Source organism: Eubacterium sp. ER2 (genome assembly GCF_000765215.1).
Lineage (GTDB): Bacteria > Bacillota > Clostridia > Lachnospirales > Lachnospiraceae > Claveliimonas > Claveliimonas intestinigallinarum.
This window is the reverse complement of record NZ_JPJE01000034.1, coordinates 13,963-36,396: the sequence shown is the minus strand read 5'-3', so window position 1 is coordinate 36,396 and position 22,434 is coordinate 13,963. Positions and strand designations below refer to the sequence as shown.

At 56.7% G+C, this 22,434-nt stretch carries 18 protein-coding genes, 1 tRNA gene and 1 riboswitch; of the genes, 13 read left to right on the top strand and 6 right to left on the bottom strand.

From position 1 onward, the window contains the following. Nucleotides 1–133 precede the first annotated feature (133 nt). The 7 genes from NI21_RS0112550 to thiC all read left to right on the top strand — a co-directional run bounded on the left by NI21_RS0112550 (nt 134) and on the right by thiC (nt 8,532). Nucleotides 134–700 (top strand): CDP-alcohol phosphatidyltransferase family protein, encoded by a 567-nt coding sequence (locus tag NI21_RS0112550; protein WP_033126542.1) that lies wholly within the window; start codon nt 134–136, stop codon nt 698–700. A 192-nt stretch (nt 701–892) separates the two neighbouring features. Further along, entirely contained in the window at nt 893–1,645 is a 753-nt protein-coding gene (locus NI21_RS0112545) for a TetR/AcrR family transcriptional regulator (RefSeq protein WP_242842864.1), read from the top strand. Between the two features lie 98 nt (nt 1,646–1,743). Continuing rightward, nucleotides 1,744–3,528, top strand: a complete 1,785-nt coding sequence (locus tag NI21_RS0112540; protein WP_033126541.1) for an ATP-binding cassette domain-containing protein — start codon at nt 1,744–1,746, stop codon at nt 3,526–3,528. Continuing rightward, nucleotides 3,521–5,254, top strand: a complete 1,734-nt coding sequence (locus NI21_RS0112535; RefSeq protein WP_033126540.1) for an ABC transporter ATP-binding protein — start codon at nt 3,521–3,523, stop codon at nt 5,252–5,254. The genes NI21_RS0112540 and NI21_RS0112535 overlap by 8 nt, the downstream gene beginning before the upstream one ends. 161 nt (nt 5,255–5,415) lie before the next feature. Further along, a complete protein-coding gene (locus NI21_RS0112530; RefSeq protein ID WP_033126572.1) occupies nt 5,416–6,081 on the top strand; it encodes a trimeric intracellular cation channel family protein in 666 nt (221 codons plus the stop codon). Nucleotides 6,082–6,149: 68 nt separating this feature from the next. Continuing rightward, nucleotides 6,150–6,259: riboswitch (TPP riboswitch) on the top strand. A gap of 209 nt (nt 6,260–6,468) precedes the next feature. Then, the gene (thiW, locus tag NI21_RS0112525) at nt 6,469–6,978 is read left to right on the top strand and encodes an energy coupling factor transporter S component ThiW (protein ID WP_033126539.1); all 510 of its coding nucleotides are present in this window, start codon (nt 6,469–6,471) and stop codon (nt 6,976–6,978) included. 243 nt (nt 6,979–7,221) lie between these two features. Continuing rightward, the gene (gene thiC / locus NI21_RS0112520; RefSeq protein ID WP_033126538.1) at nt 7,222–8,532 is read left to right on the top strand and encodes a phosphomethylpyrimidine synthase ThiC; all 1,311 of its coding nucleotides are present in this window, start codon (nt 7,222–7,224) and stop codon (nt 8,530–8,532) included. 25 nt (nt 8,533–8,557) lie between these two features. Here the strand turns inward: thiC and NI21_RS0112515 are convergent, their stop codons facing one another. The 6 genes from NI21_RS0112515 to NI21_RS0112490 form a co-directional block, all read right to left on the bottom strand. After that, nucleotides 8,558–9,388 (bottom strand): polysaccharide deacetylase family protein, encoded by an 831-nt coding sequence (locus NI21_RS0112515; protein WP_033126537.1) that lies wholly within the window; start codon nt 9,386–9,388, stop codon nt 8,558–8,560. A 152-nt stretch (nt 9,389–9,540) separates the two neighbouring features. Then, nucleotides 9,541–10,731 carry a sugar MFS transporter gene (locus tag NI21_RS0112510; protein WP_033126536.1) on the bottom strand — a complete coding sequence of 397 codons (1,191 nt, stop codon included), beginning with the start codon at nt 10,729–10,731 and terminating at the stop codon, nt 9,541–9,543. A 1-nt stretch (nt 10,732) separates the two neighbouring features. Next, a complete protein-coding gene (locus NI21_RS0112505; protein ID WP_242842863.1) occupies nt 10,733–11,119 on the bottom strand; it encodes a DUF1349 domain-containing protein in 387 nt (128 codons plus the stop codon). A 102-nt stretch (nt 11,120–11,221) separates the two neighbouring features. After that, nucleotides 11,222–12,124, bottom strand: a complete 903-nt coding sequence (locus NI21_RS0112500) for a helix-turn-helix domain-containing protein (protein ID WP_242842862.1) — start codon at nt 12,122–12,124, stop codon at nt 11,222–11,224. 118 nt (nt 12,125–12,242) lie between these two features. Further along, nucleotides 12,243–12,313: transfer RNA gene (locus NI21_RS0112495), tRNA-Trp, on the bottom strand. A gap of 120 nt (nt 12,314–12,433) precedes the next feature. Continuing rightward, complete coding sequence (locus tag NI21_RS0112490; protein ID WP_033126534.1) at nt 12,434–13,645, bottom strand: ion transporter; 1,212 nt, start codon at nt 13,643–13,645, stop codon at nt 12,434–12,436. Between the two features lie 196 nt (nt 13,646–13,841). On the opposite strand from NI21_RS0112490, the gene NI21_RS0112485 reads away from it, so the two are divergent. The 6 genes from NI21_RS0112485 to NI21_RS0112460 all read left to right on the top strand — a co-directional run bounded on the left by NI21_RS0112485 (nt 13,842) and on the right by NI21_RS0112460 (nt 22,241). Beyond that, the gene (locus NI21_RS0112485; protein WP_033126533.1) at nt 13,842–14,534 is read left to right on the top strand and encodes a response regulator transcription factor; all 693 of its coding nucleotides are present in this window, start codon (nt 13,842–13,844) and stop codon (nt 14,532–14,534) included. Next, nucleotides 14,535–15,557 (top strand): HAMP domain-containing sensor histidine kinase, encoded by a 1,023-nt coding sequence (locus NI21_RS0112480; RefSeq protein ID WP_033126532.1) that lies wholly within the window; start codon nt 14,535–14,537, stop codon nt 15,555–15,557. A 33-nt stretch (nt 15,558–15,590) separates the two neighbouring features. Beyond that, nucleotides 15,591–16,319, top strand: a complete 729-nt coding sequence (locus NI21_RS0112475; RefSeq protein ID WP_369792819.1) for an ABC transporter ATP-binding protein — start codon at nt 15,591–15,593, stop codon at nt 16,317–16,319. Beyond that, a complete protein-coding gene (locus NI21_RS0112470; protein WP_197052626.1) occupies nt 16,279–18,861 on the top strand; it encodes an ABC transporter permease in 2,583 nt (860 codons plus the stop codon). Before NI21_RS0112475 ends, NI21_RS0112470 begins: the two co-directional genes overlap by 41 nt. Before the next feature lie 128 nt (nt 18,862–18,989). Beyond that, nucleotides 18,990–19,661 (top strand): ABC transporter ATP-binding protein, encoded by a 672-nt coding sequence (locus tag NI21_RS0112465; protein WP_033126530.1) that lies wholly within the window; start codon nt 18,990–18,992, stop codon nt 19,659–19,661. 15 nt (nt 19,662–19,676) lie between these two features. Then, nucleotides 19,677–22,241 (top strand): ABC transporter permease, encoded by a 2,565-nt coding sequence (locus tag NI21_RS0112460; RefSeq protein ID WP_033126529.1) that lies wholly within the window; start codon nt 19,677–19,679, stop codon nt 22,239–22,241. The last annotated feature ends 193 nt before the right edge of the window (nt 22,242–22,434 follow it).

Below are 22,434 nucleotides of genomic sequence, written 5' to 3'. Positions count from 1 at the left end.
TTTTTCCGGGATGCCTTGCCTGAGGGCTGACTTTGGTATATACTTTTACACAGACAGACCTCAGGGCTTTTCTGTCGGGCGGCGGTGTCCGGCAGATGGACAATGAGGCCAAGATAAAAAGGAGCATCCCGCCATGAAGCATGAAGAGACAACCCGCAGGATACTGACCATTCCCAATCTCCTGTCCTTTTTCCGGCTCTGCCTGATACCGGTCTTTGCCTGGCTGTACTGCGTGCAGAAGGAGTATATATGGACCGGCATCGTGCTGGTGATATCAGGCCTGACGGACACGGCGGACGGGCTCATAGCCAGGCATTTTCATATGACCAGCGACCTGGGGAAGGTGCTGGACCCGGTGGCGGACAAGCTGACCCAGGCAGCCATGCTGGCCTGTCTCCTGACCAGATTTCCCCTCATGGCAGTCCCGCTTGCCATCATGGTGGTAAAAGAAATCTTCATGGCCATCACCGGACTTCTGGTGATACGGAAGACGGGCAGCGTGTTCGGGGCTGACTGGCACGGAAAGGTCACCACCTGGCTGATTTACGCCATGATGGTCCTGCACCTGTTCTGGTACAATATCCCTGAGGGGGTATCCCGGCTCCTGATCGGAATCTGTGCGGCCATGCTGCTTTTGTCCTTTGCCCTCTACGGCATCCATCACATCAGGACCCTGCGGGGAACACAGACAGAGAAATAACCGCAAAATCGCGTGAAAATGATCAGTCAACAGCCGGCAGGCTCCAGAGGACAGGAGCCTGCCTTTTCTTATACCTTTATCCCAGTTGAGAAAAAATCTCATATACAGCCCTTCCTCTTGTGCCCGGACACATTTTCTGCTACACTGATAACAGTGTTAGCACACACTGTTATCTCTGCCGGAAGGTCCGATGTGAAAGGGGCCGCAGCAGCGGAGGCTGTTTCCGGCGGGGAGAGGCAGGATACAAAGGGGAGGAAGGCCATGGAAGAAGAGAAGGGAACACAGGAGAGGATCCTTGAGGCGGCCCGGGAGGAATTCCTGGAAAAGGGCTTTGAGCGGGCTTCCCTTCGCAGGATCGTGAAGGAGGCGGGCGTCACCACCGGGGCATTTTACCGGTATTACCCCACAAAGGAGGCCCTCTTTGACGCTCTGGCAGGGCCCCACGCCAGGGCAGTGATGGGTTTTTTTGACCAGGGACTTGCCGCCATCCGGGAGATGCCCGCCAGTGAGCAGACCGGCGCCATGTCCCGGGTGACAGGCGACTGTATAGGGCAGATCCTGGACTATGTGTATGACCATTACACAGAGTGCAAGCTCCTCATCTGCTCCGCCGGGGGCACGTCCTATGAACAGTTTATCCATGAGATGACAGAGAAGGAGGTGGAGGCCACCTACCGCTACATCGAGGCCGTGGAGTCCACAGGACATCCCATGCCCGAGATAGACAGGGAGCTGTGTCACATGATCTCCAGCGGCCTGTTTACTGGCATGTTTGAGATGGTGGCCCACGATATGGAAAAGGAGGCGGCGTCCAGGCGGATACGGCAGCTGAGGGAGTTCCACACCGGCGGGTGGATGCGGATCATGGGCGTTGATTTTGACGGGGGCGAAGCCAGGGAGGCCGGTGAAGATGCGGATACACAGAGCGGCGGCGAAAGCCGCTGAGGAGAAAACAGGGAGCATTCCCTTTTTCTTTTGCCAGACGGTTAGAAATAACTAACGCACGGATGAGACGGAAGGTAAGAATAAAGGAGGGATTTCATTTGGAAGCAAAAAGAAAGAAGGAAAGGTCTACCCTGGGGTGGGTCATGACATTTGCGGGAACCCACAGGGGGCTCTACGCAGTCAGCGTGGCGGTGGCAGCCGTGGGCGTGGTGTGCGGAGTCATCCCCTATTTGATCATGGGGGATATGATCCACAGACTGGTGGAGGGGGACAGGAACTGGCAGGCCTATCTGGCGTCCGGCCTTGTCATGGCCGCGTTCTGGACGGCCAGGGTCATCCTTCACAGCATTTCCACAACCTGCTCCCACAAGGCCACCTTTCATGTGCTGGCCCAGCTGCGCAGGATGATGTGCGACAAGCTGTCCCGGGTTCCGTTAGGGTACGTGAAGGACAGACCGTCAGGGACGCTGAAGAACATCATGATGGAGAGGACGGACAGCATTGAGACCACGCTGGCCCACGTGCTGCCGGAGTTTACGGGAAATATACTGGCCCCGGTGCTGGTGTTCCTCTACATGCTGACCATCGACTGGAGGATGGCGCTCATCTCTCTTATCACCCTGCCCCTGGGACTTTTGTTCTACTCCATGATGATGATCGGGTACGAGGAGAACTACAAAAATGTACTGGCAAAGACAAAGACCTTAAATGACACAGCGGTGGAGTACATCAACGGCATCGAGGTCATCAAGGCCTTCGGGAAGGCGAAGACCTCCTACGACCGGTTTGTCACAGCGGCAAAGGAGGGGGCGGCCTGCTATGTGGAGTGGATGCGAAAGTGCAATATCCCCTTCTCCCTGGGCATGGTGGTGATCCCCTGCACGGCCCTGACGGTGCTGCCCTTTGGGGGACTCTTTGTCAGGAACGGCAGCCTGGCTCCGGTGGATTTCATCATGATCATCCTGCTGTCCGTGGGCCTCATCCAGCCCCTTATCACCTGCATGTCCTACACAGACGACCTGGGAAAGATGGGGACCATCATCGGGGAGGTGACAGAGATCCTTACACAGGAGGAGCTGGACCGGCCAAAGAAGGACAGGGCCAGACCTTCGGACCACTCTGTCACGCTGGAAAACGTTCATTTTGCCTACCACGACAGGGAGGTGCTCCACGGCGTCAGCATGGAGATCTCCTCGGGCAGCGTCGCCGCCCTTGTGGGGCCCTCCGGTTCCGGCAAGTCCACCATCGCCAAGCTGATCGCCTCCCTCTGGGATGTGAAGGAGGGGAGCATCCGGATCGGCGGCGTGGACATCCGGGATCTGTCCCTGGAGGAGTATAACCGGAGGATCGCCTACGTCTCCCAGGACAATTACCTCTTTGACGACACCATCCGGGAAAATATCCGTATGGGGCGCCCCGGCGCCACGGACGGGGAGGTGGAGGAGGTGGCCAGAAGGAGCGGCTGCCACGACTTCATCATGGGCCTGGAAAAAGGCTACGACACAGTGGCAGGGGGCAGCGGCGGCCATCTGTCCGGCGGCGAGCGGCAGCGCATCGCCATTGCCCGGGCTATGCTGAAGGACGCGCCCATCGTGATACTGGATGAGGCCTCTGCCTACATGGACCCGGAGAACGAGGCGGTGATCCAGGCCTCCGTGGCCAGGCTGGTGCAGGGAAAGACGCTTATCGTCATCGCCCACCGCCTGTCCACCGTCAGCGATGCGGATCGGATCTTTGTGATCCGGGATGGCAGGGTGGACGCCGCGGGAACCCACGGGGAGCTGCTGGCCCAGGGCGGTCTCTACAGCCAGATGTGGGCGGCCCACATGTCCGTGAAGGACCAGGCTGCCAAAAAAGAGGAAGGAGGGGAGCTTCATGCTTAAAATTCTGAGAAAATTTTTTGATTTCTGCGGGGGAGAGAACCGGCGCAAATTTTACCTGTCCATCTTCTTCGGCGTGCTGATGGCCCTCTTTGAGGCCCTGAAAATCCCGGCTATCGTGCTCATGCTGGACGCGGTCATCGGGGGAAATGTGACTACAGCGGTGATCTGGCAGTGCCTGGGCATCTGTCTTGTCAGCATCATCGGCGGCTTCATCGTGAAGTATTACAACACCATCATCCAGTGTGAGGCGGGCTACGGCACCGCGGCGGGGAAGCGGATCGAGATCGCAGAGCACCTGCGGTATCTGCCCATGGGCTATTTTAACAGCAACAGCATGGGATACATTACCTCCGTCACCACCAACACCATGGAGAACCTGGGGGACGTGGCCACCAGAGTGGTCATGCTCACCACCCAAGGCGTGCTCACCACCCTCATCATCGCAGCCATGCTGCTCTTTTACGACTGGCGGATCGGCCTGGTGGTGCTGGCGGGCCTTCTCCTTTTCTTCCTTGTCAACAGCCGGATGCAGAGGAAATCCGAGAAGGTCTCCCCGAGAAAGATCGCTGCCGACTCCGGCCTTGTGGAAAAGCTGCTGGAGTACATCCAGGGCATCATGGAGGTGCGGGCCTACAATATGACGAGTGCCCAGAGCCGGAAGCTGGATGCGGCTATCAGCGAAAATGAGGACTGCAACTTTACGCTGGAGAAGACATTTATTCCCTACATGTGCGTCCAGAATTTTGTCACCAAGATGACCGGCGTGGCCATGACCCTCCTGTCCATCTGGTTTTATCTGGCGGGTACAATGGATCTGATCGTGTGCATCTCCATGATGATCTGCTCCTTTATCGTCTATTCCAGCCTGGACTCGGCGGGAAACTACTCAGCTCTGCTGCGGACTGTGGACGTGAGCGTGGATAAGGCACAGGAAATCCTGGATCTGCAGCCCATGGACACAGAGGGCAGGGACCTGACGCCCAAAAGTCACGACATCGATGTGGAGGACATTGCGTTCTCCTACGATAAGAGGCCCATCATCGACGGGATCACGGTTCACATCCCGGAGCGGACCACCACAGCTATTGTGGGGCCCAGCGGAGGAGGAAAGACCACCCTGTGCCATCTCATCTCCCGGTTCTGGGATGTGGATCAGGGCTGCGTGCGGCTGGGAGGCGTGGATGTGCGGGATTACAGCATGGACAGCCTGATGAAAAATTTCAGCTTTGTGTTCCAGAACGTGTACCTGTTCCAGGACACGGTCGCCAACAACATCCGCTTCGGTCAGGAGGAGGCGCCCATGGAGAAGGTGGTGGAGGCCGCCAAAAAGGCCTGCTGTCACGAATTTATCATGGCTTTGCCTGAGGGCTATGACACGGTTATCGGCGAGGGCGGGGCTTCCCTGTCCGGGGGAGAGAAGCAGCGTCTGTCCGTCGCCCGGGCCATGATGAAGGACGCCCCGGTCATCATCCTGGATGAGGCCACGGCAAATGTGGACCCGGAGAATGAGAAGGAGCTGGTGGAGGCCATCGACGCTCTGACAAAGGAGAAGACCATCCTCATGATCGCCCACCGGCTGAAGACAGTCCGCCATGCAGACCAGATCCTTGTGGTGGATAAAGGGAAAATTGTCCAGAGAGGGCGTCATGAGGAGCTGATGCAGGAGGAGGGCATTTATCGGAGGTTTGTGAACGCCAGGGAGACGGCGGCGGGCTGGAAGCTGTGACGCCGGGACACTGGGGAGAGAGCGGCCGGCGCAAGGACAGCTGCTTATAGGTCTGCTTATCGGAGTTTTCTTTTTAGACTTGTCATGGTATGGAATTGTGCTATAATGACCTGGGCTGTTATGCCCTGTATGAGAATGATGAGTATGAGAGGAAAAGAAAAATGAGTGTGCAGGATAACATTGTCTTTATACTGGAGATCATCGGCACGGTGGCCTTTGCGGTCTCCGGCGCGCTGGTGGGCATCCGCAAATCTATGGATATATTTGGCGTGTGCGTGCTGGGAGTGGTCACCGCCGTGGGCGGAGGAGCTATTCGGGACGTGGTGGTAGGGATCATTCCTCCCAATGTGTTTCGGGATCCGGTCTACGCGACGGTGGCGGTCCTTGTGTCCTGCCTTGTATTCGGGGTGGCGTATTTTCGCAGCTTTCGCTCCAGCGGCAGGCTGGGAAAGCTGTACGACGGAGCCATGCTCCTGATGGACGCGGTGGGGCTGGGAATTTTTACTGTGGTGGGTGTCAACGCAGGCATCCAGCAGGGGCACGGGGACAATACATTCCTTCTGATCTTCACCGGCACAGTGACCGGCGTGGGAGGGGGACTTCTCCGGGACATCATGGCAGGGGTCCCGCCCTACATATTTGTCCGCCACATCTATGCCTGCGCTTCCATAGCCGGAGCCGTGGCCTGCACGCTTCTCTACAGGACGACCGGGATCACGACGGCCATGTTCGCCGGAGTGCTGCTTGTCCTGGGGATCCGGTGTCTGGCCTCCCACTACCGGTGGAACCTTCCCAGGGTCAGGATGGAGGAGCAGGTAACAAAATAGAGAACCGAAAATCCTTGCAAATGACCTCCGGCAGGTCTATAATGACAAGTGATCAGATACAGTTGAATAAGCGTGTCACGGGGAGCTGGCCGTTAGCCGGCTGAGAGGAGGCTGTTATCGTCTCGACCCGCAACCTGATTTGGATAATGCCAACGTAGGGATGTGTATTCGTGTGTGAAATGGAGATGCCCTCGTGCATCTCTTTTTGTTTGATAGAAAACCTTGTTTCTGTCAAACAAAACACTCCGTGGGATGCGCACTCGCGCAAAGCAGAAAATAGTCGCTAAAGCGACTGCGCTCGGCGCGAAAGTTCCGCAAGCGGAACTCTTATTTCACAGCAAAGCTTTCCACTGGATCTGAGGACATAGAGAAAGGAGCTGTGTATTGATGAAACAAAATACAGCAACGAAAAAGCTGGTGCTGGCGGGAGTTCTCACAGCCCTGGCCGTGGTGGGGAGTCTGATCAGTTTTCCCATAGCGGGCAGCAAATGCGCTCCGGTACAGCACATGGTCAACATTCTGGCCGCGGTTACGCTGGGACCCGGCTGGGGCGTGGGGATTGCGTTTACGGCAAGCCTTCTGCGCAATATCCTGGGGATCGGAAGCCTTCTGGCATTTCCCGGCAGCATGGTGGGAGCCCTCTGCTGCGGACTGGTCTATGCGGCCTGTAAGAAGCTGGCCCCGACCTGCGTGGCAGAGGCCCTTGGGACAGGCATCCTGGGCGGACTTTGCGCCTACCCGGCAGCCAAACTTCTGATGGGGATGGAGCCTGCGGGACTTTTCGTGTACGTTGTACCGTTCCTCGTGTCTACAGTGGCGGGGAGCATACTGGCCTTTATCCTGATCACAGTGCTGGAGAGAGGCGGAGTCATGAGCCAGCTGCGGGCAGCAGGGTAAATGTGTTTATCGGAGGGCGTGCCCTCTGAAAAAGCGGCAGATTGGGGACACCACCTTCTGCCGCTATAGAAAAATCTGGTTGTACTGCAAAGGAGGAAATACAGCCATGATGATCACCGCGTTATACAGAGGTGAAGGCGTCGGCATCCGGACGGGGAGAAGGGAATTTTGCGTTCCTTTGTCCTGCGTTTTCCATGGCCGGCGTCGGAGAAAACAGGACAAATACAAATGGAGGTAGGACAAATGGAAGCTTACACAACACAGATGGATGCGGCCCGCAAGGGCATTGTGACACCCCAGATCAAAAGGGTGGCAGAGAAGGAGAAGATGCCGGTAGAAAAGCTCATGCAGCTGGTGGCGGAAGGGAAGGTTGCGATCTGCGCCAACAAGCGCCACACCTGCCTGGATCCGGAGGGCGTGGGCAGCATGCTCCGCACAAAGATTAATGTAAACCTGGGGGTGTCCAGGGACTGCAAGGACTATGACATCGAGATGCAGAAGGTGATGAGCGCTGTCAATCTGGGGGCGGAGGCCATCATGGATCTCTCCAGCCACGGAAACACCCAGCCCTTCCGGCAGAAGCTGACAAGCGAGTGCCCGGTTATGATCGGGACGGTGCCGGTATATGACAGTGTGATCCATTATCAGAGGGATCTGGCCACTCTGACGGCTAAGGATTTTATTGATGTGATCCGTCTCCACGCGGAGGACGGAGTGGATTTTGTGACGCTCCACTGTGGCATTACCCGCAAGACCATTGAGCAGATCCGGAAGCACAAGAGAAAAATGAACATTGTGAGCCGGGGAGGAAGCCTGGTGTTTGCCTGGATGAGCATGACCGGGGAGGAGAACCCCTTTTACGAGTATTTTGACGAGATCCTGGACATCTGCGAGGAGTATGATGTGACCATCTCCCTGGGAGACGCCTGCCGTCCCGGCTGTCTGGCCGACGCCACAGACGTGTGCCAGATCGAGGAGCTGGTCCGCTTAGGCGAGCTGACCAAGCGGGCCTGGGACCACAATGTGCAGGTCATGGTAGAGGGACCGGGACATGTGCCCCTTGACCAGGTGGCTGCCAACATGGAAGTGCAGAAGAGCATCTGCATGGGCGCCCCCTTCTATGTACTTGGACCTCTCGTCACAGATATCGCGCCGGGCTACGATCACATCACAGCAGCCATCGGCGGCGCGGTGGCAGCCATGAGCGGCGCTGCCTTCCTGTGCTATGTGACGCCGGCAGAGCATCTGGCCCTTCCCAATGTGGATGACGTGAAGCAGGGCATCATCGCCTCCAAGATCGCGGCTCACGCGGCGGACATCGCCAAGGGTATCCCGGGTGCGAGAGATATAGACGACCGTATGGCCGAGGCGAGACAGAAGCTGGACTGGGATGCCCAGTTTGCATGTGCCCTTGATCCGGAGACAGCAAAAGCGATCCGGGACAGCAGGAGCCCGGAGGACGACCACAGCGATACATGCAGCATGTGCGGTAAATTCTGTGCGGTGCGCAGCATGAACAAAGCTCTGGCAGGGGAGTACATTGATATCCTCTAGAAAAGAGGGGCCGCCTCTTTTTACGCTATCTGTCTGACTGGACCAGCTCTTCCAGGGAGCCGAAGGAGTAGCCCATGTCCTCCCATTTCCCCAGAAGCTCATCCATGATCTCCCCGTTGGTGGAGGAGGTGCTGTGGAGGAGGACGATGGCGCCCGGGTGGATGCGGCCAAGCAGCTTGTCAAAGGCCGCCTCCTTTGAGGGCTGGTCGTCCTGGTACCAGTCTACGTAGGCGAGGCTCCAGAAGAAGGTGTGGTAGCCCAGCTCTTTGGCCATCTTCAGATTTTCCACATTGTACTTCCCCTGGGGCGGGCGGTAAAGCTTTGTCATCTCCTTTCCTGTGATCTCTTTATAGGAAGCTTCCACACCCTCCAGCTCTTCCCGGAAGGTCTCCAGAGTGGAGATCCGGGACATATCGGGGTGGGTGGAGGTGTGGTTGCCTACAATGTGTCCTTCCTCCTCCATCCGGCGGATCAGGTCCGGGTTCTCAGAGATAAAATTGCCCACCACAAAAAAGGCGGCGGGGGCCTCGTGCTTTTTCAGTGCATCCAGGATGGGCTCCGTGTTGCCGTTCTCATAGCCTGCGTCAAAGGTCAGGTAGATCCGCTTTTTATCTGTGTCGCCCAGATAGTAGGCGTCGTACTGCGCCAGCTCCTGGGAGGTGGCGTTTCCCACAGGGGGCTGGCCCTCCTCCTGGAAGCCAAGGCCCCAGTTCCCCTCCGCGGAGGACTGGATCCGGTCAGAGTGGGAGGAGGAGACAAAGGAGGTCACCTGGGCGGCGGTGCGGCCGAGGAGAAAGGCGGCGGCCAGGAGAAGTGTGACCCGGAGGCAGGGGAGTGGTTTTATTTTGCGGTACATAGGGACGTATCCTTGCTCTTACAGTTGTCTCTTCATTATATGAGAGAGGCGGGCTGCGTATGACGGAGGAGATTTTATATCTTTCAGCGGGAAAAAGGCCGGAAGCGCTGTGAATGAGCGCTTCCGGCTTTCTCTGTACCATCCGGTTGCCTTCAAATGGAACCCTTCATCCTTCGGTTCACGGTAAGCAAGCCAATCACTAGAAGAATCGGAAAGATTGTAGCGGCCAGCAGTCCCGCTTTCAGATTGCCGTCAGCCAGTTCCGAGAGACTCCCTACCATTGCCGGGCTTATTGTTCCGCCAAAATCTCCTGCTAATGCCAAAAAAGCGAACATAGCGGTGCCGCCTTGCGGACACTTTTGGGAAGAAAGGCTGATCGTGCCTGGCCACATAATGCCTACGCTGAAACCGCAAAGAGCGCACCCTGTCAGGCCAAGAAGCGGCACGGGGGAAAGAGAGGCCAGCAGATAGCAAGACACGCACAGCAAGCCGCTCAGCAGCATGGTTTTTGTCAGGTTCAGGTTCCCGCTCATTTTTCCATACAGCATACGGGAGATACCCATGAAAACAGCAAATAGACAGGGGCCAGCCAAATCCCCAACTGTTTTAGAGACGCCGAGCCCTGCCTCTGTAAAGGCGGATGCCCACTGCGCCATGGCCGCCTCGGATGCGCCGGAACAGATCATCAGTAAAATCATCATCCACAATAGCGGCAGTCGGAGCAGCCTGCGAAGAGGCAAACTCTCGCCTTCTTCGACCAGACGCTCCATGGGACATGCGAGGAACTGAAAGACATTTACCAGCGGTACAAGTGCCCAGATCAGCGTGAGTATCCTCCAGTTCTCAGTGCCAAACACTGCAAAAAAGAGAGTGGAACCCAGGATTACGGCCACCGCACCCCAACAGTAAAAAGAGTGCAGTAAACTCATCCTGCCGTCCTTGTTTTCGAAGGGGCAGGCCTCTACGATAGGGCTTACCAGTACCTCCACAAGACCGCTGCCGATGGCGTAAAACATCACTGCGATGAGGATCCCCGGAAATGGCACAGGGAGTACTTCAGGGAGAACCGCCAGCAGCACAAGCCCCGCTGCTGAAACTGCCTGGGATGTCACCACACAGATGCGATAACCAATTTTGTCCGCAAACCTGCTCGCTCCAAGGTCAACCAGCAGCTGGGTGAGATAAAATACAACGGGGATCAGGGAAATCTTTTTCAACGAGATCCCATAGGTATTTTGGAAAGTAAGAAACAGAAGGGGGGCGAAATTGGCGGCTATGGCCTGGGTGACAAATCCCAGATAGCAGGCTGTCAGTGTTTTTTGATACTTTCTGGTTTCAGCCATATTACTTACCTGCCCGAATGTTTTTTACTGTTTTTTTCTCAATGCTGAGATTTTCATACACCCGGACGCCGCCGTCGCCTATCGGAGCCTGTGCCAGGAGTCCCACTTTGATGGCGGGATCCGCAGGGAGATGAAAATATCGTATCATATAAAAATTGACACCATCTACAGAGTAGTGAAACGCGAAATTGTTGCCCACCCGACAAACTCGCAGCCAGGCAGTGTTGCCTTCCAGATTGCATCCGTTGGCATCATCGGAATTCCCCTTTGTCACTACACTTGCCACAGCATGCGTACTAAAATCGGTAAGTTCAAAACAACATTTTGCCCAACAGTTCCGGCCCTTCCTCTGTTCGATCCGGCTTTTGTTTAACCACTTAAATTTCATAGTGGATCTCCTTTCACACTCGAATTTAAGCGTATTATATAATCAAAATCTTCAAAGTCAAAGGCACTATAGCGTCAAATAGAAGCATTATTTACCCAAGCTTCATTTCCGCTGGCGTTTTTTACCGGGTGAATATCCGTATCTTTTGCGGAATTGACGACTGAAGTAATTGACAGAATGAAATCCGCAGGCAAAACTGATCTCCTGCAGAGTCAGTGTGGTTTCCCGCAGCAAACGCTGCGCTGTTTGAAGGCGGTACTGAATGAGCGCCTCCACCGGAGAACACCCCAGAAAGGACTGGAAACAACGTCCCGCTTCGCTGCGGCTGATATTGGCGGCGTCGGCAATGTCTGTCAGAGTGACCGTTTGGTCGTAATTTTTGTAAATATATGACAGCATTTTCTGCAGCCGTATCTGGGCGTTCATCTGTATCCGTGACGCTTCGGATTTTGGCAGAGAGTCAAAATTGCGAAAGACTGCCTCCAATATGCATGAGATATTGCGCTGAACCTCCAGCTCGTAACAATCGGAATGTTCCCGTATGGCGTGATACGTAGCGCGGATCCACCTGTGGACCTCTTTCCACAGACTGCTGTCGTGTCGGAACACAACAAAGGGCAGAGAGTTACACGCAAGAATCGGCTGGATATATTTCTGGTAGACAGAGCTGTTCTCCGGGGCAACCACTGTGGCGGAAAAAACAATGATCGGAAGGTGATCCGGCTCTGCGCCGGACAGCTGTCGGATTCCGTGGAGCACATTTTGGTTGACGAAGATGCTGTCCCCCGGCTCCAGAATCGTATGGGTTTGTCCCACTTGATAGTCAAGGACACCACTTTGCGCTGTGGCAATCTCAAAGTAGGGATGCCAGTGAATAGGTCCCGCACGGTCTGGCAGGGCGGCAAGCTCATCGCAATAAAATGCAATGGGAAAAGCTGAGATATCATGCGGTATCTGTTCCTGCAATTGATGATCAAGTAATATGGGCATTTTTGTTTTCTCCATCAGGATTTCTGTACATGTTGATAAAGACTAAGAATTAATAGTTGTATCGTGAATTTTTGGTAAAGATAAAAGCCCTGAGAAACAACGCTTTTACGCCGTTCCCAAGGCTTTTCAAAAGCAGGGGATGAGAGAATCGAACTCCCGCTAAGAGTTTTGGAGACTCCTGTCATACCATTTGACCAATCCCCTGTACCTGCTTCCGACTTAAATCGGTCACTAGATATTTATATCATATTTGCACACGTTTTGTCAATTATAAATTAAAAAAATCTATCAATATCTTTTGCCTGCTGTTTCCCTGCGGGAGAGCTACACCTCTATCTGCGTAGCGCTGGCCATGTGTATCTGGGAGTAGAAGATGACCATGTCCTGCTCCCGGAGGATCATGTTCCCGTTGGGAATCAGGGTGCGGCCCTTTCTCTTGACGAGGACGATGATAGATTTCCTCGAGATGTCCAGCTCCTGGATGCGCTGGCCGATCCAGGGATGGTTTTTCTGGAGTACCATTTCCTTGAGCTGGATGCGCTCACCCTGGTTGTTGTGGAAGGACTCGGCGCCGAGAACCATGTCGTCTCCGGCCTTCAGCATCATGCTGCCCCGGGGGACGATGATCCGGTGATCCCGCTGTATGGCGGCTACGATGACCCGGGCCGGCAGGTGGAGCTGGGAGATGGTCTTTCCGGCCCACTTGTCCTGCTCTGTCAGGTGGATCTGTATGAAATGGATAGCTGCCGCCTGGCCGTACTCGCTCATCCTCTTGATGCGGGAGTACTGATCCACGAATCCGGCGGAGATGATACCTGTGGGGATGGCCACAATACCCACGCCCAGAAAGGCGATAAAGATGCCGAACATCTTCCCCAGCACTGTAATGGGGTAAATGTCCCCGTAGCCCACGGTGAGAAGCGTGGACGCGGCCCACCAGATGCCGGAGAAGGCGTTGGAAAACACCTCCGGCTGGGCTTCATGCTCCAGACTGTACATGCACAGGCTGGAGGCCAGCATCAGCATGAGGATGATGAAGACTGAGGAGAAAAGCTGCTGCTTTTTGCTCACAATGACCTCCGTGATCACGTTCAGGGAGTCGTAGTAGGCGTTGATGCGGAACAGACGGAAAATGCGGATGATCCGGAACATGCGGAAGGCGATAGCCCCTGCCGGGAAAAAGAAGGGAAGATACTGGGGCAGGAAGGACAAAAGATCCACGATCCCGGTGAAGGAGGTCATGTATTTGGAGACAGCCCTGGGCTGTGTACTGCCCGGATACAGATATTTTGCCGTCCAGATCCGCAGGAGGTAGTCCAGCAGGAACATGGCCACAGTGGCCTGCTCTATGACCATCAGGATGCCGCCGTAGGCAGCCCGGTACTCGTCAAAGGTGTAGACCATACTGGCCACCAGATTGAGAATGATGCAGAAGGCGTTGAAAAAATCATAGATGCGGCTGACATAGTCGTACTCTGTCCCCACCTCTATGATCTCAAAAATCCTTTTTCTCCTCTTTTCCCATGTGTCCTGCATATCGAAGGCCCTCCCCGCATTAAGCTTTCACAGATATTGTACAATATATTCCCGGGATTGCAAATGAAAAAGTTCCCGGCAGCGAGAGCTTTCTCTTGTCCTTTGGGGCCTGCTGAAATATAATGGTGATGTCGGCGCCGAAAGGGCCGGCTGCGCGATTTTATGTATGATTTTATGGACAAGGAGAATGTAAGACATGAGCGCGGGAAGGATCATGGTAGTGGAGGACGACCTGACGCTGAGCGCAGGCCTTTGCTTTGAACTGGATATGAACGGCTATCTCACCGTGGCCGCCTACAATATAAAGAAAGCCCGGCAGCTTGCCGGGGAGGACGATTTTGACCTGGTTATCCTGGACGTCAACCTGCCCGACGGCAGCGGGTTTGACCTTTGCCGGGAGCTGAAGGAGAGGGATCCCGGCCTGCCCGTCATCTTCCTCACGGCCAATGACCTGGAGGAGGACGTGGTGGCAGGCTTTGACCTGGGAGCGGACGACTATGTGACAAAGCCCTTCAGTATGAAAATCCTCCTCAAGAGAGTGGAGGCGGCACTGCGGCACGCCGGGGGGCGGGAGACTGCCCTGAAGGACCGGTGGGAGGACGGCTTTCTGTGTCTGGATTTTGCCGCTCTGACAGCCAGGAGGGGACAGGAGCAGATCGCCATCACCCCCAACGAGTACAAGCTGCTGCGGACGCTGACGGAGAACGGGGGAAATGTGCTCACCAGGCAGACCCTTCTGGGCAAGCTGTGGGACAGCGAGGGAAATTATATTGATGATCACACGCTGACCGTCACCATGAACCGTCTGCGGGCCAAGATCGAGGACGGGGAGCACACTTACATCAAGACGGTCCGGGGCATGGGCTATATCTGGACAGGGGGGAGATAGATGAGAGAGAAGAGGAGAAGGCTTCGGGAGGCGCTGCCATTTCTTGGAGCCATTGTTTTGGTCGGAGCTATGGCATGGCTTTTGTGGGAGTATGTCCCCCGCCGGGAGGTGCGGTATGGGCTCCTTGGGATCTGCGCCGGCCTCTTTCTCCTGGCCGCCTGGTGGCGTGCCTGGGTACGGCGGCAGGTGGCGGATTTTGCCGACTCTCTCTGCGACATCCTGGACAGTCTCATCGCCGGGGAGCCGGACAGATGGCCTCAGATCTATGAGGACAGCCTGACAGCAAAGGTGCAGGGAAAGATCCTGCAGTTTTACGACATTGCCAGGGAAGCCAGAAGGGAGAGCCAGAGGGATAAGCAGACGATTCAGGAGCTGGTCAGTGATATCTCCCATCAGGTCAAAACGCCTATGGCGAATATCCGGATGTTCGCGGGTATTTTAAAGGAGCACGACCTGCCGGAGGAGAAGCGGCAGCAGTTTCTGGAAACTATGGAGGGGCAGATCGGGAAGCTGGATTTCCTCATGCAGTCCCTGATCAAGATGTCCCGTCTGGAGACAGGAACCTTTGTGCTGAAGCCGGAGGAGGCCTCTCTTGCGGACACCATTGCCCGGGCCATCAGCCTTGTATGGGCCGGGGCGGAGAAGAAGGAGATCGCGCTGGAGACAGAGTGCGGCAGCGATGTGGCGGTCAGACACGATCCCAGATGGACAGCGGAAGCCATTGGAAATATACTGGACAATGCGGTGAAATACACGCCACGGGGAGGAAGCATTACCGTGCGGGTGCGGCCCTGGCAGATCTACACGAGGATCGACATTGAGGACACGGGAATGGGCATTGACCCGGACCATTACCACGATATTTTTAAGCGGTTTTACCGGGCTCAGGAGGCCTCCGGGCAGGACGGAGTGGGTCTTGGACTCTACCTGGCCCAGGAGATCATCCGGCAGGAGATGGGCTACATTACGGTGAAGTCAGAGCAGGGGAAGGGCTCCGTCTTCTCCGTGTTCCTGCCAAGCTGACAAAGGCTCCGGCATCGACAGGTACAGGAGAGAGTGAAGGGAAAGGATTTTACTATAAAGGAAATGGAAGTAATCGCGAAGACAGAGGGACTGAAAAAATATTATGGGCAGGGAGCGGGACTTGTGAAGGCGCTGGACGGCATTGACCTGGAGATCGAGAAGGGGAAATTTACCATGATCGTGGGCACCTCCGGCAGCGGCAAGACCACGTTCCTCAATCTGCTGGGAGGGCAGGACAGGCCCACAGAAGGGCGCATCTGGGTGGAAGGGACGAGGATTGACACCCTGAAGGAATCGCGGCTTGCTGTGTACCGCAGGAACAAGGTGGGATTTGTGTACCAGAATTTTAACCTGATCCCCATGCTGACGGTGGAGGAAAATATCCTGTTTCCCCTGGAGATGGGAAACGAGAGGCCGGACCGGGCCTTTTTTGAGGAGCTGGTGGAGACGCTGGGGCTTGGGGACCGGCTGTCGGCCCTGCCCGGGGAGCTGTCCGGAGGACAGCGGCAGCAGACAGCCATCGCCAGGGCTCTCATTGCCAGGCCGGCCCTTGTGCTGGCAGACGAGCCCACAGGCAACCTGGACACAAAGTCCGGCCAGAACGTATTGGGACTTTTGAAGATGATGAACCGGAAATACCGCCAGACCATCGTCATGATCACCCATGACCTGGACATTGCCCAGACGGCGGACCGGATCGTCCGCATTGAGGACGGCAGGTTTGCGGAGGGGAGGGGTGGCTATGGCGCTCCTGGCCAATGACAACCGAAAGGTCTGCCTGCGCCTGGCCCGGCGCATGATCCGGGCAGACAGGGTGCGGGCCGCTCTTTTGTCCCTGTCCATCCTGCTGGTGACCCTCCTTTACACCCTGGTCTTTTTCACGGCGGACAGTGTCCACAGCTCTTATCTTCTCAGTGATCAGCTGGAGTACGGATCCACAAGCCACATTGTGTTTACCGGGCTGACAGAGCACCAGGCGGAGCGGATCAGCGGACACGACAGTGTGGAGAGCAGCGTGGAGCTCCGCAGCCTGGGCACCCTGGGGGACGAGCTTCTGGAATACAGGAATATCTGTCTGGCCGCCGCGGATAAGGACTATGCCGAGACGGTGAGCGCCGTCCCCGAGGAGGGGCGTATGCCGGAGAGGATGGGAGAGATCGCCCTGGACACCATGACCCTGGACTCCTTAGGGCTGCCCCACGAGACGGGAAAGGTGATCCAGCTGAAATGGAGGGACGGGGAAGGCACAGAGTACACAGGCCGGTTCACCCTCTGCGGCTTCTGGTCCGGGGAAAATGTCCACTCCGAGTCCTGCGCCTGGATCTCTGAAGAGGAGGCGTCCCGCCTTCGGGAGGAGACCGGGGCGAAGGAGAGCGTCACCCTGGGCGTCATGCTCTGGCAGCCGAAGGATCTGGATGACCAGGCAGAGGAGATCCTGGCAGATCTGGGGCTTGGGGATGTGTCCTTTACCACGAATCTCTCCTACAATTCCGCCAGGATGGACACCGCAAACGCAAGGGCAGTCAGCTATCTTCTGACGGGCTTTTTTGTGGTGGCAGGGGGCTTCCTTCTCATCTACAATATTATGACTGTATCCCTGCATGAGCGTCTGTCCCTTCTGGCGGCTATGAAGGCCCTGGGCATGACGCCGGGGCAGACGGGACTGTTTACCAGCGCTTATGCGCTGCTCCTTTGCATCCCTGCCGTTCCGGCCGGGCTGGTGCTTGGATTTGGCGTGTTTCTCTGGCTGGCCCGGGGGATTGTGGAGGGATACACGGGTATACGGCTGGAGCTGAGCCTTCTCCATCTGTGGCCGGCCCTGGCGGCAGTGCTTCTCTCCTTTTTCACTGCCTGGGCGGGCTGCTACTTTTCCACCTTCCGGATGAAGGGCTGGACGCCGGCCATGATCCAGGCCTTTCTGAACCGGGAGTACCGTGGAAAGAAGAAGAGAAGGAGAGGGCGGGTCACCGCCTGGCGGCTGGCGCTGGCCTCGCTGGGGACAGGCTGGCGGAGCTTTGCGGCAGCGATCCTGTCCCTTTTGATGGCCTCCCTCGTGCTGGGGAGCGCCTACATCCGCTATATCAGCTACGATGAGGACTACTATGCGGATGAGATGTATCTGAGCGATTACTCCTTTATCGATGCCTCCTGCGGCGGGGAGTACCAGAGATACAACGAGCAGGCCGGCAATATCACGGAAGAAATGGCGCAGAAGCTGCGCTCCTGCCCGGAGGTTACGGAGTACGGGGAATTTCTCACCCACGAGGTGGACCTGACTGCCGACGAGACGCTGCGCCGGACGGTGGTGGATTTTTACAATGGCATCGACAGCTATTACGGAGATGTGACAAGGAAAGAGTCTATGTCCGGACAGCCCGGCTGGGTGGCCGGCCTTGACGCGCTTGAGGAGACGGGGGAGTACCGGAGCGTCCTCATTGGCGCCGAGGGCCTTGTGATGGACTATGTCCTGTTCTACGATATTCTGGACGGAGAATTTGATCCGGAGAAATTTGCCACAGGGGACTATGTGCTCTCTGTGGGGGCTACCTCCCAGGAGGGCTTATCCTCTGCGCCGGCGGGCTCCCAGGTGGAGATCGGAGGCAGAACCTTTACGGTCATGGCTGCCGTGGCGGACTGGGGCAGCATCCCGGCGGGAAGGAACAGCAGGGCTGCAGAGTTCTCGCTGAACTATGTGATGCCGGCGGACACGCTGCAGGAGCTGTACCCGGGGATCCATATCCGGCAGATCATGGTCAACATCGATGACAGCAAAGCAGACCGGTTTGAGGAGAGGACAGCCGACATCCGCCGGGACGAGGGAGTGACTGTGGAGCGAAAAAGCGATGAGCTTGGAGAGTTCCGGCAGTCCGTGGCATCGGCGGTGTCGGTGGGGGTGTTCGCGGGAGCGCTCCTCTTTGGCATCAGCATCCTGGGATTTGTGAATGTGATCATGACAAAGGTGTTGACCAGGAGGAGGGAATTTGCCCTGTACCAGAGCCTTGGCATGGAGAAGAGGCAGATCCGGCGGATGGTGCTGTACGAAGGACTCATAGAGGGGGCGGTGAGTCTTGTCTTCACGCTTCCTGCGGCGGCTCTTGTGCTCTGGTACGGGATGGCCCTCTACTACGACAGCAATTTTGCCTACATCGGCAACAACGACTGGGCGGTCATCTACGAATACTCGCCCCTGCCGCTTCTTGGCATCGGCCTGGCCATTCTCCTTCTGTTTGTCCTGCTGCCCCAGATCTTCCTCGGTATGACAGAGAGGGAGAGCGTGGTGTCCAGGATGAGGTACAGAGAGTAAAGTTACAAAACTGTACCTTTGGAGTACCTTTATTTTGACATCCGTCTGCTATCCTTGTTCTTACAAAAGGAGGAGCGGTCTTTCTCACGCCGCGGCTTCCTTAAGCAAGACAGCAGGAGGTAGAAAAAATGGATGCGATCTTAAAGGCAGCAGGGCTGAAGAAATATTACGGAAAGGGGGAGGCCCTCGTCAAAGCACTGGACGGCGTGGACCTGGAGATCGAGCGGGGAAAATTCACCGCCATCATCGGCACGTCCGGCTCCGGCAAGTCCACCCTTTTAAATATGCTGGGCGGTCTGGATACGCCCACGGAGGGGAGTATCCGCATCGGCGATACGGAGTTGGCAGAGCTTGACAGCGAGGCGGCCACCATTTTCAGGAGGAAGCAGATCGGCTTCATTTTCCAGAACTACAATCTGGTTCCCGTGCTGAGCGTGTGGGAGAATATCATCCTCCCCATCTCCCTGGACGGGCGCAGGCCGGACAAGAAATTTATCATGGAGATCGTAAAGCTTCTGGGCCTTGCGAAGAAGCTGGACAATCTGCCGAACAACCTGTCCGGCGGCCAGCAGCAGCGGGTAGCCATTGCCAGAGCTCTGGCCAGCAAGCCCTCCATCATCCTGGCAGATGAGCCGACAGGCAACCTGGACACGAGGACAAGCGACGATGTGATCGGTCTTCTTAAGACCACCAGCCAGGAGTTTCACCAGACCATCGTCATGATCACCCACAACCCGGAAATTGCCCGCATGGCGGACCGTGTCATCCGTATTGAAGACGGCCGCATCGTGTCACAGTAAAGGGGGTGCTTTGCTGTGAGAGGAAGATTTCAACCCATCAAGACGCTAAGTAGCCGTCTTTTCAGAAAAAATAGGGGCCGTAATGTGGTGGCTGTGCTGGCCATCCTCATGACCACGCTCATGTTCACCACTCTGTTCACGCTGGCCCAGAGCATGAGCAAAAATATGGTGGAGATGACCTTCCGCCAGACAGGCTACGATGCCCAGGCCTCCTTTAAGAGCATTACGGGCGAGGAGGCGGCCCTGATCGGCGCCCACCCGGACGTGAGGGAGGTGGGAGAGAGCATTGTGCTGGGAGTGGCGGAAAACAGAGAGCTTAAGGGATATCAGACCGAGATCCGCTGGGGGGACGATTCTTACGCCGCCCACTCCTTTGCCTGGCCCACTGCCGGCCGGATGCCGGAGGCAGAAGACGAGCTGGCGGTGGACACCACCGTGCTGGATTACCTGGGAATTCCCCATGAGCTGGGGCAGCAGGTGACTCTTGAGTGGCGGACAGATCTGAACAGCCAGGAGACGACAGCCTCCACTTTCACCCTCTGCGGCTACTGGGAGGGAAATGCCTCCAGCTACGCCAGCATGGCATGGGTATCCAGGGCCTTTGCGGATCAGATGACGGGAGGCGCCGACGGGCCGGTGTCAGAGGGACAGATTCTCGGTACCCACATGGCGCAGGTGAGCCTTTACAGTGACAGGAACATTGAGGAGACCTTGGATGGTATCCTGGCAGACACAGGCCTGACCGGGCTGGAGTACGGGGTAAACCTGGCCTACTCGCCGGAGATGGGGGCTGCGGCCTTTTCAGAGAGCCTTCCCATGTACCTGGGGATGATCCTTGTCTTTGTGGCGGGCTATCTCATCATCTACAACATTTTCCAGATCAGCGTCACCGCGGATGTGCAGTTCTACGGCAAGCTGAAGACCCTGGGTATGACGAAAAAGCAGCTCCGCAGGCTGATCTACGGACAGGCAAACAGGCTTTGCCTTATCGGCATCCCCATCGGCCTGGTCCTGGGCTGGGGACTCGGTTTTCTCCTTGTCCCCACCCTCCTTGGCATGCTGGAGGGGGAGAGCGTGGTCTCGGTAAGCCCGGTGATCTTCCTTGGATCTGCCCTCTTTGCCTGGGTCACAGTCCTGATCTCCTGCCTGCGCCCGGCCCGCCTTGCGGGGAAGGTGTCTCCTGTGGAGGCGCTGCGGGCCTGTGACGCGCCGGATAAGACGAAGAGGACGGCAAAGAAGCGGGGCAGCGCCTCCCTCCGCGAGATGGCCTGGGCCAACCTGGGGCGGAACAAGAAGCGGACGGCCCTGGTGGTTTGCTCCCTGTCCCTGGGACTTGTGCTGCTGAGCTGCTTTTACGCCAAGAACGCGGCCTTTGATATGGAGAAATATCTCTCCGGCCTGACTATCGCTGATTTTGAGCTCTCCGACGCCTCCAGCGAGGACTACACAGGAGGCTACGATCCCCAGGGCTCCACGCTGAACCAGGAGCTTGTAAGCCAGGTGGAGCAGGCGGACGGAGTGGAGGAGACCGGCCACGCCTGGTCCCACCAGTTTATCTGGCAGATGGACGATGGGACAGCCGCCAATCTGGCTGCCTACTACAATGAGGACATTCTGGCTGACTGGGCCAGCTACGATGCCCAGGGGGCCCAGGATGCGGAGAACTCTATCAAAGAAAAGCAGGCCATAGTCACCCTGTTCGGACTGGATGGGATTCCACTGGAGGCGATCACAGACGAGGATCACATCCTGGCAGGATCCTTTGACCCGGAGGCCTTTGCCACAGGAGAGTATGCCCTGGCCGTGTCCACTGCGTCCATCTCCAAAGAGGAGGCAAAAGGAGGGAAGACTCTGCCCGCTGCCTCTGTCGGCCAGACGGTGGAGCTGGAGGGGAGGACCTACCAGGTGATGGCAGTGGTGCTGCCGGATAGCTCCGTCGTGGACGGGGCTCTGGAGGCGGGAGAGAACACAGGTCTTGAGCTGGAGTATGTGATCCCTTCCGACTCCTTCCGGGAGCTGTATCCGGATAACACGATGCGCAGGCTCTACGTCAATGTGAAGGAGGGCCAGGTGGATGCCATGCAGGAGCTGCTGGACGGGTACACTGCCTCTGTGGACAGGACGCTTCCCGTCACCTCCCGCCAGACTATGGCGCAGCAGTACGAGGAGGAGACCAGATCCTCCGCGGTCATGGGAAACGCCATCAGCGTCATCATCGCCCTGGTGGGCGTGCTGAACTTTGCCAACTCCATGATCACGGCCATCGTCTCCAGGAAGAGGGAGTTTGCCGTGATCCAGAGCGTGGGCATGACGAAGCGGCAGCTCCGCCGGATGCTTGTGTATGAGGGACTGTACTATGCAGGGCTGACCCTTCTTACCTCCTGGATTGTCAGCGCCCTGGCAGTGGGCATTGGCGTGCGGGCTGTGACGGCGGCGGACGACTTTTCCACCTTCCGCTTTACGCTGCTTCCCCTGGGCGTGTGCACCCCGCTGATCCTCATCCTGGCGGTTCTCATCCCCTGCCTGTGCTTCCTGAACCTGGAGAAGCAGAGCGTGGTGGAGAGACTGCGGATGGAATAGGAAACACTGCGCCGAAGGACGAGGCCGTTTCGACGAAATGGCCTCGTCCTTTTTTGCATGTACAAATTTTGGGGGAGATTGGAAAGCCGAGTACAGATTTCCATGACCCAAATCTTCCTGTCAAAAATCCCCAGTTGAAAATCCTCCCCGCTCCTGCTATAATCAAGAAAAGAACATATGTTCGAAAAAGTAA

What these genes read in the sequence shown, in the direction of transcription:
- thiC (WP_033126538.1), top strand. Translation starts at nt 7,222, where the DNA reads ATGGAAGCTTACACAACACAGATGGATGCGGCCCGCAAGGGCATTGTG.
- NI21_RS0112530 (WP_033126572.1), top strand. Translation starts at nt 5,416, where the DNA reads ATGAGTGTGCAGGATAACATTGTCTTTATACTGGAGATCATCGGCACG.
- NI21_RS0112480 (WP_033126532.1), top strand. Translation starts at nt 14,535, where the DNA reads ATGAGAGAGAAGAGGAGAAGGCTTCGGGAGGCGCTGCCATTTCTTGGA.
- NI21_RS0112500 (WP_242842862.1), bottom strand. Translation starts at nt 12,124, where the DNA reads ATGGAGAAAACAAAAATGCCCATATTACTTGATCATCAATTGCAGGAA.
- NI21_RS0112490 (WP_033126534.1), bottom strand. Translation starts at nt 13,645, where the DNA reads ATGCAGGACACATGGGAAAAGAGGAGAAAAAGGATTTTTGAGATCATA.
- NI21_RS0112550 (WP_033126542.1), top strand. Translation starts at nt 134, where the DNA reads ATGAAGCATGAAGAGACAACCCGCAGGATACTGACCATTCCCAATCTC.
- NI21_RS0112505 (WP_242842863.1), bottom strand. Translation starts at nt 11,119, where the DNA reads ATGAAATTTAAGTGGTTAAACAAAAGCCGGATCGAACAGAGGAAGGGC.
- thiW (WP_033126539.1), top strand. Translation starts at nt 6,469, where the DNA reads ATGAAACAAAATACAGCAACGAAAAAGCTGGTGCTGGCGGGAGTTCTC.
- NI21_RS0112465 (WP_033126530.1), top strand. Translation starts at nt 18,990, where the DNA reads ATGGATGCGATCTTAAAGGCAGCAGGGCTGAAGAAATATTACGGAAAG.
- NI21_RS0112535 (WP_033126540.1), top strand. Translation starts at nt 3,521, where the DNA reads ATGCTTAAAATTCTGAGAAAATTTTTTGATTTCTGCGGGGGAGAGAAC.
- NI21_RS0112515 (WP_033126537.1), bottom strand. Translation starts at nt 9,388, where the DNA reads ATGTACCGCAAAATAAAACCACTCCCCTGCCTCCGGGTCACACTTCTC.
- NI21_RS0112485 (WP_033126533.1), top strand. Translation starts at nt 13,842, where the DNA reads ATGAGCGCGGGAAGGATCATGGTAGTGGAGGACGACCTGACGCTGAGC.
- NI21_RS0112510 (WP_033126536.1), bottom strand. Translation starts at nt 10,731, where the DNA reads ATGGCTGAAACCAGAAAGTATCAAAAAACACTGACAGCCTGCTATCTG.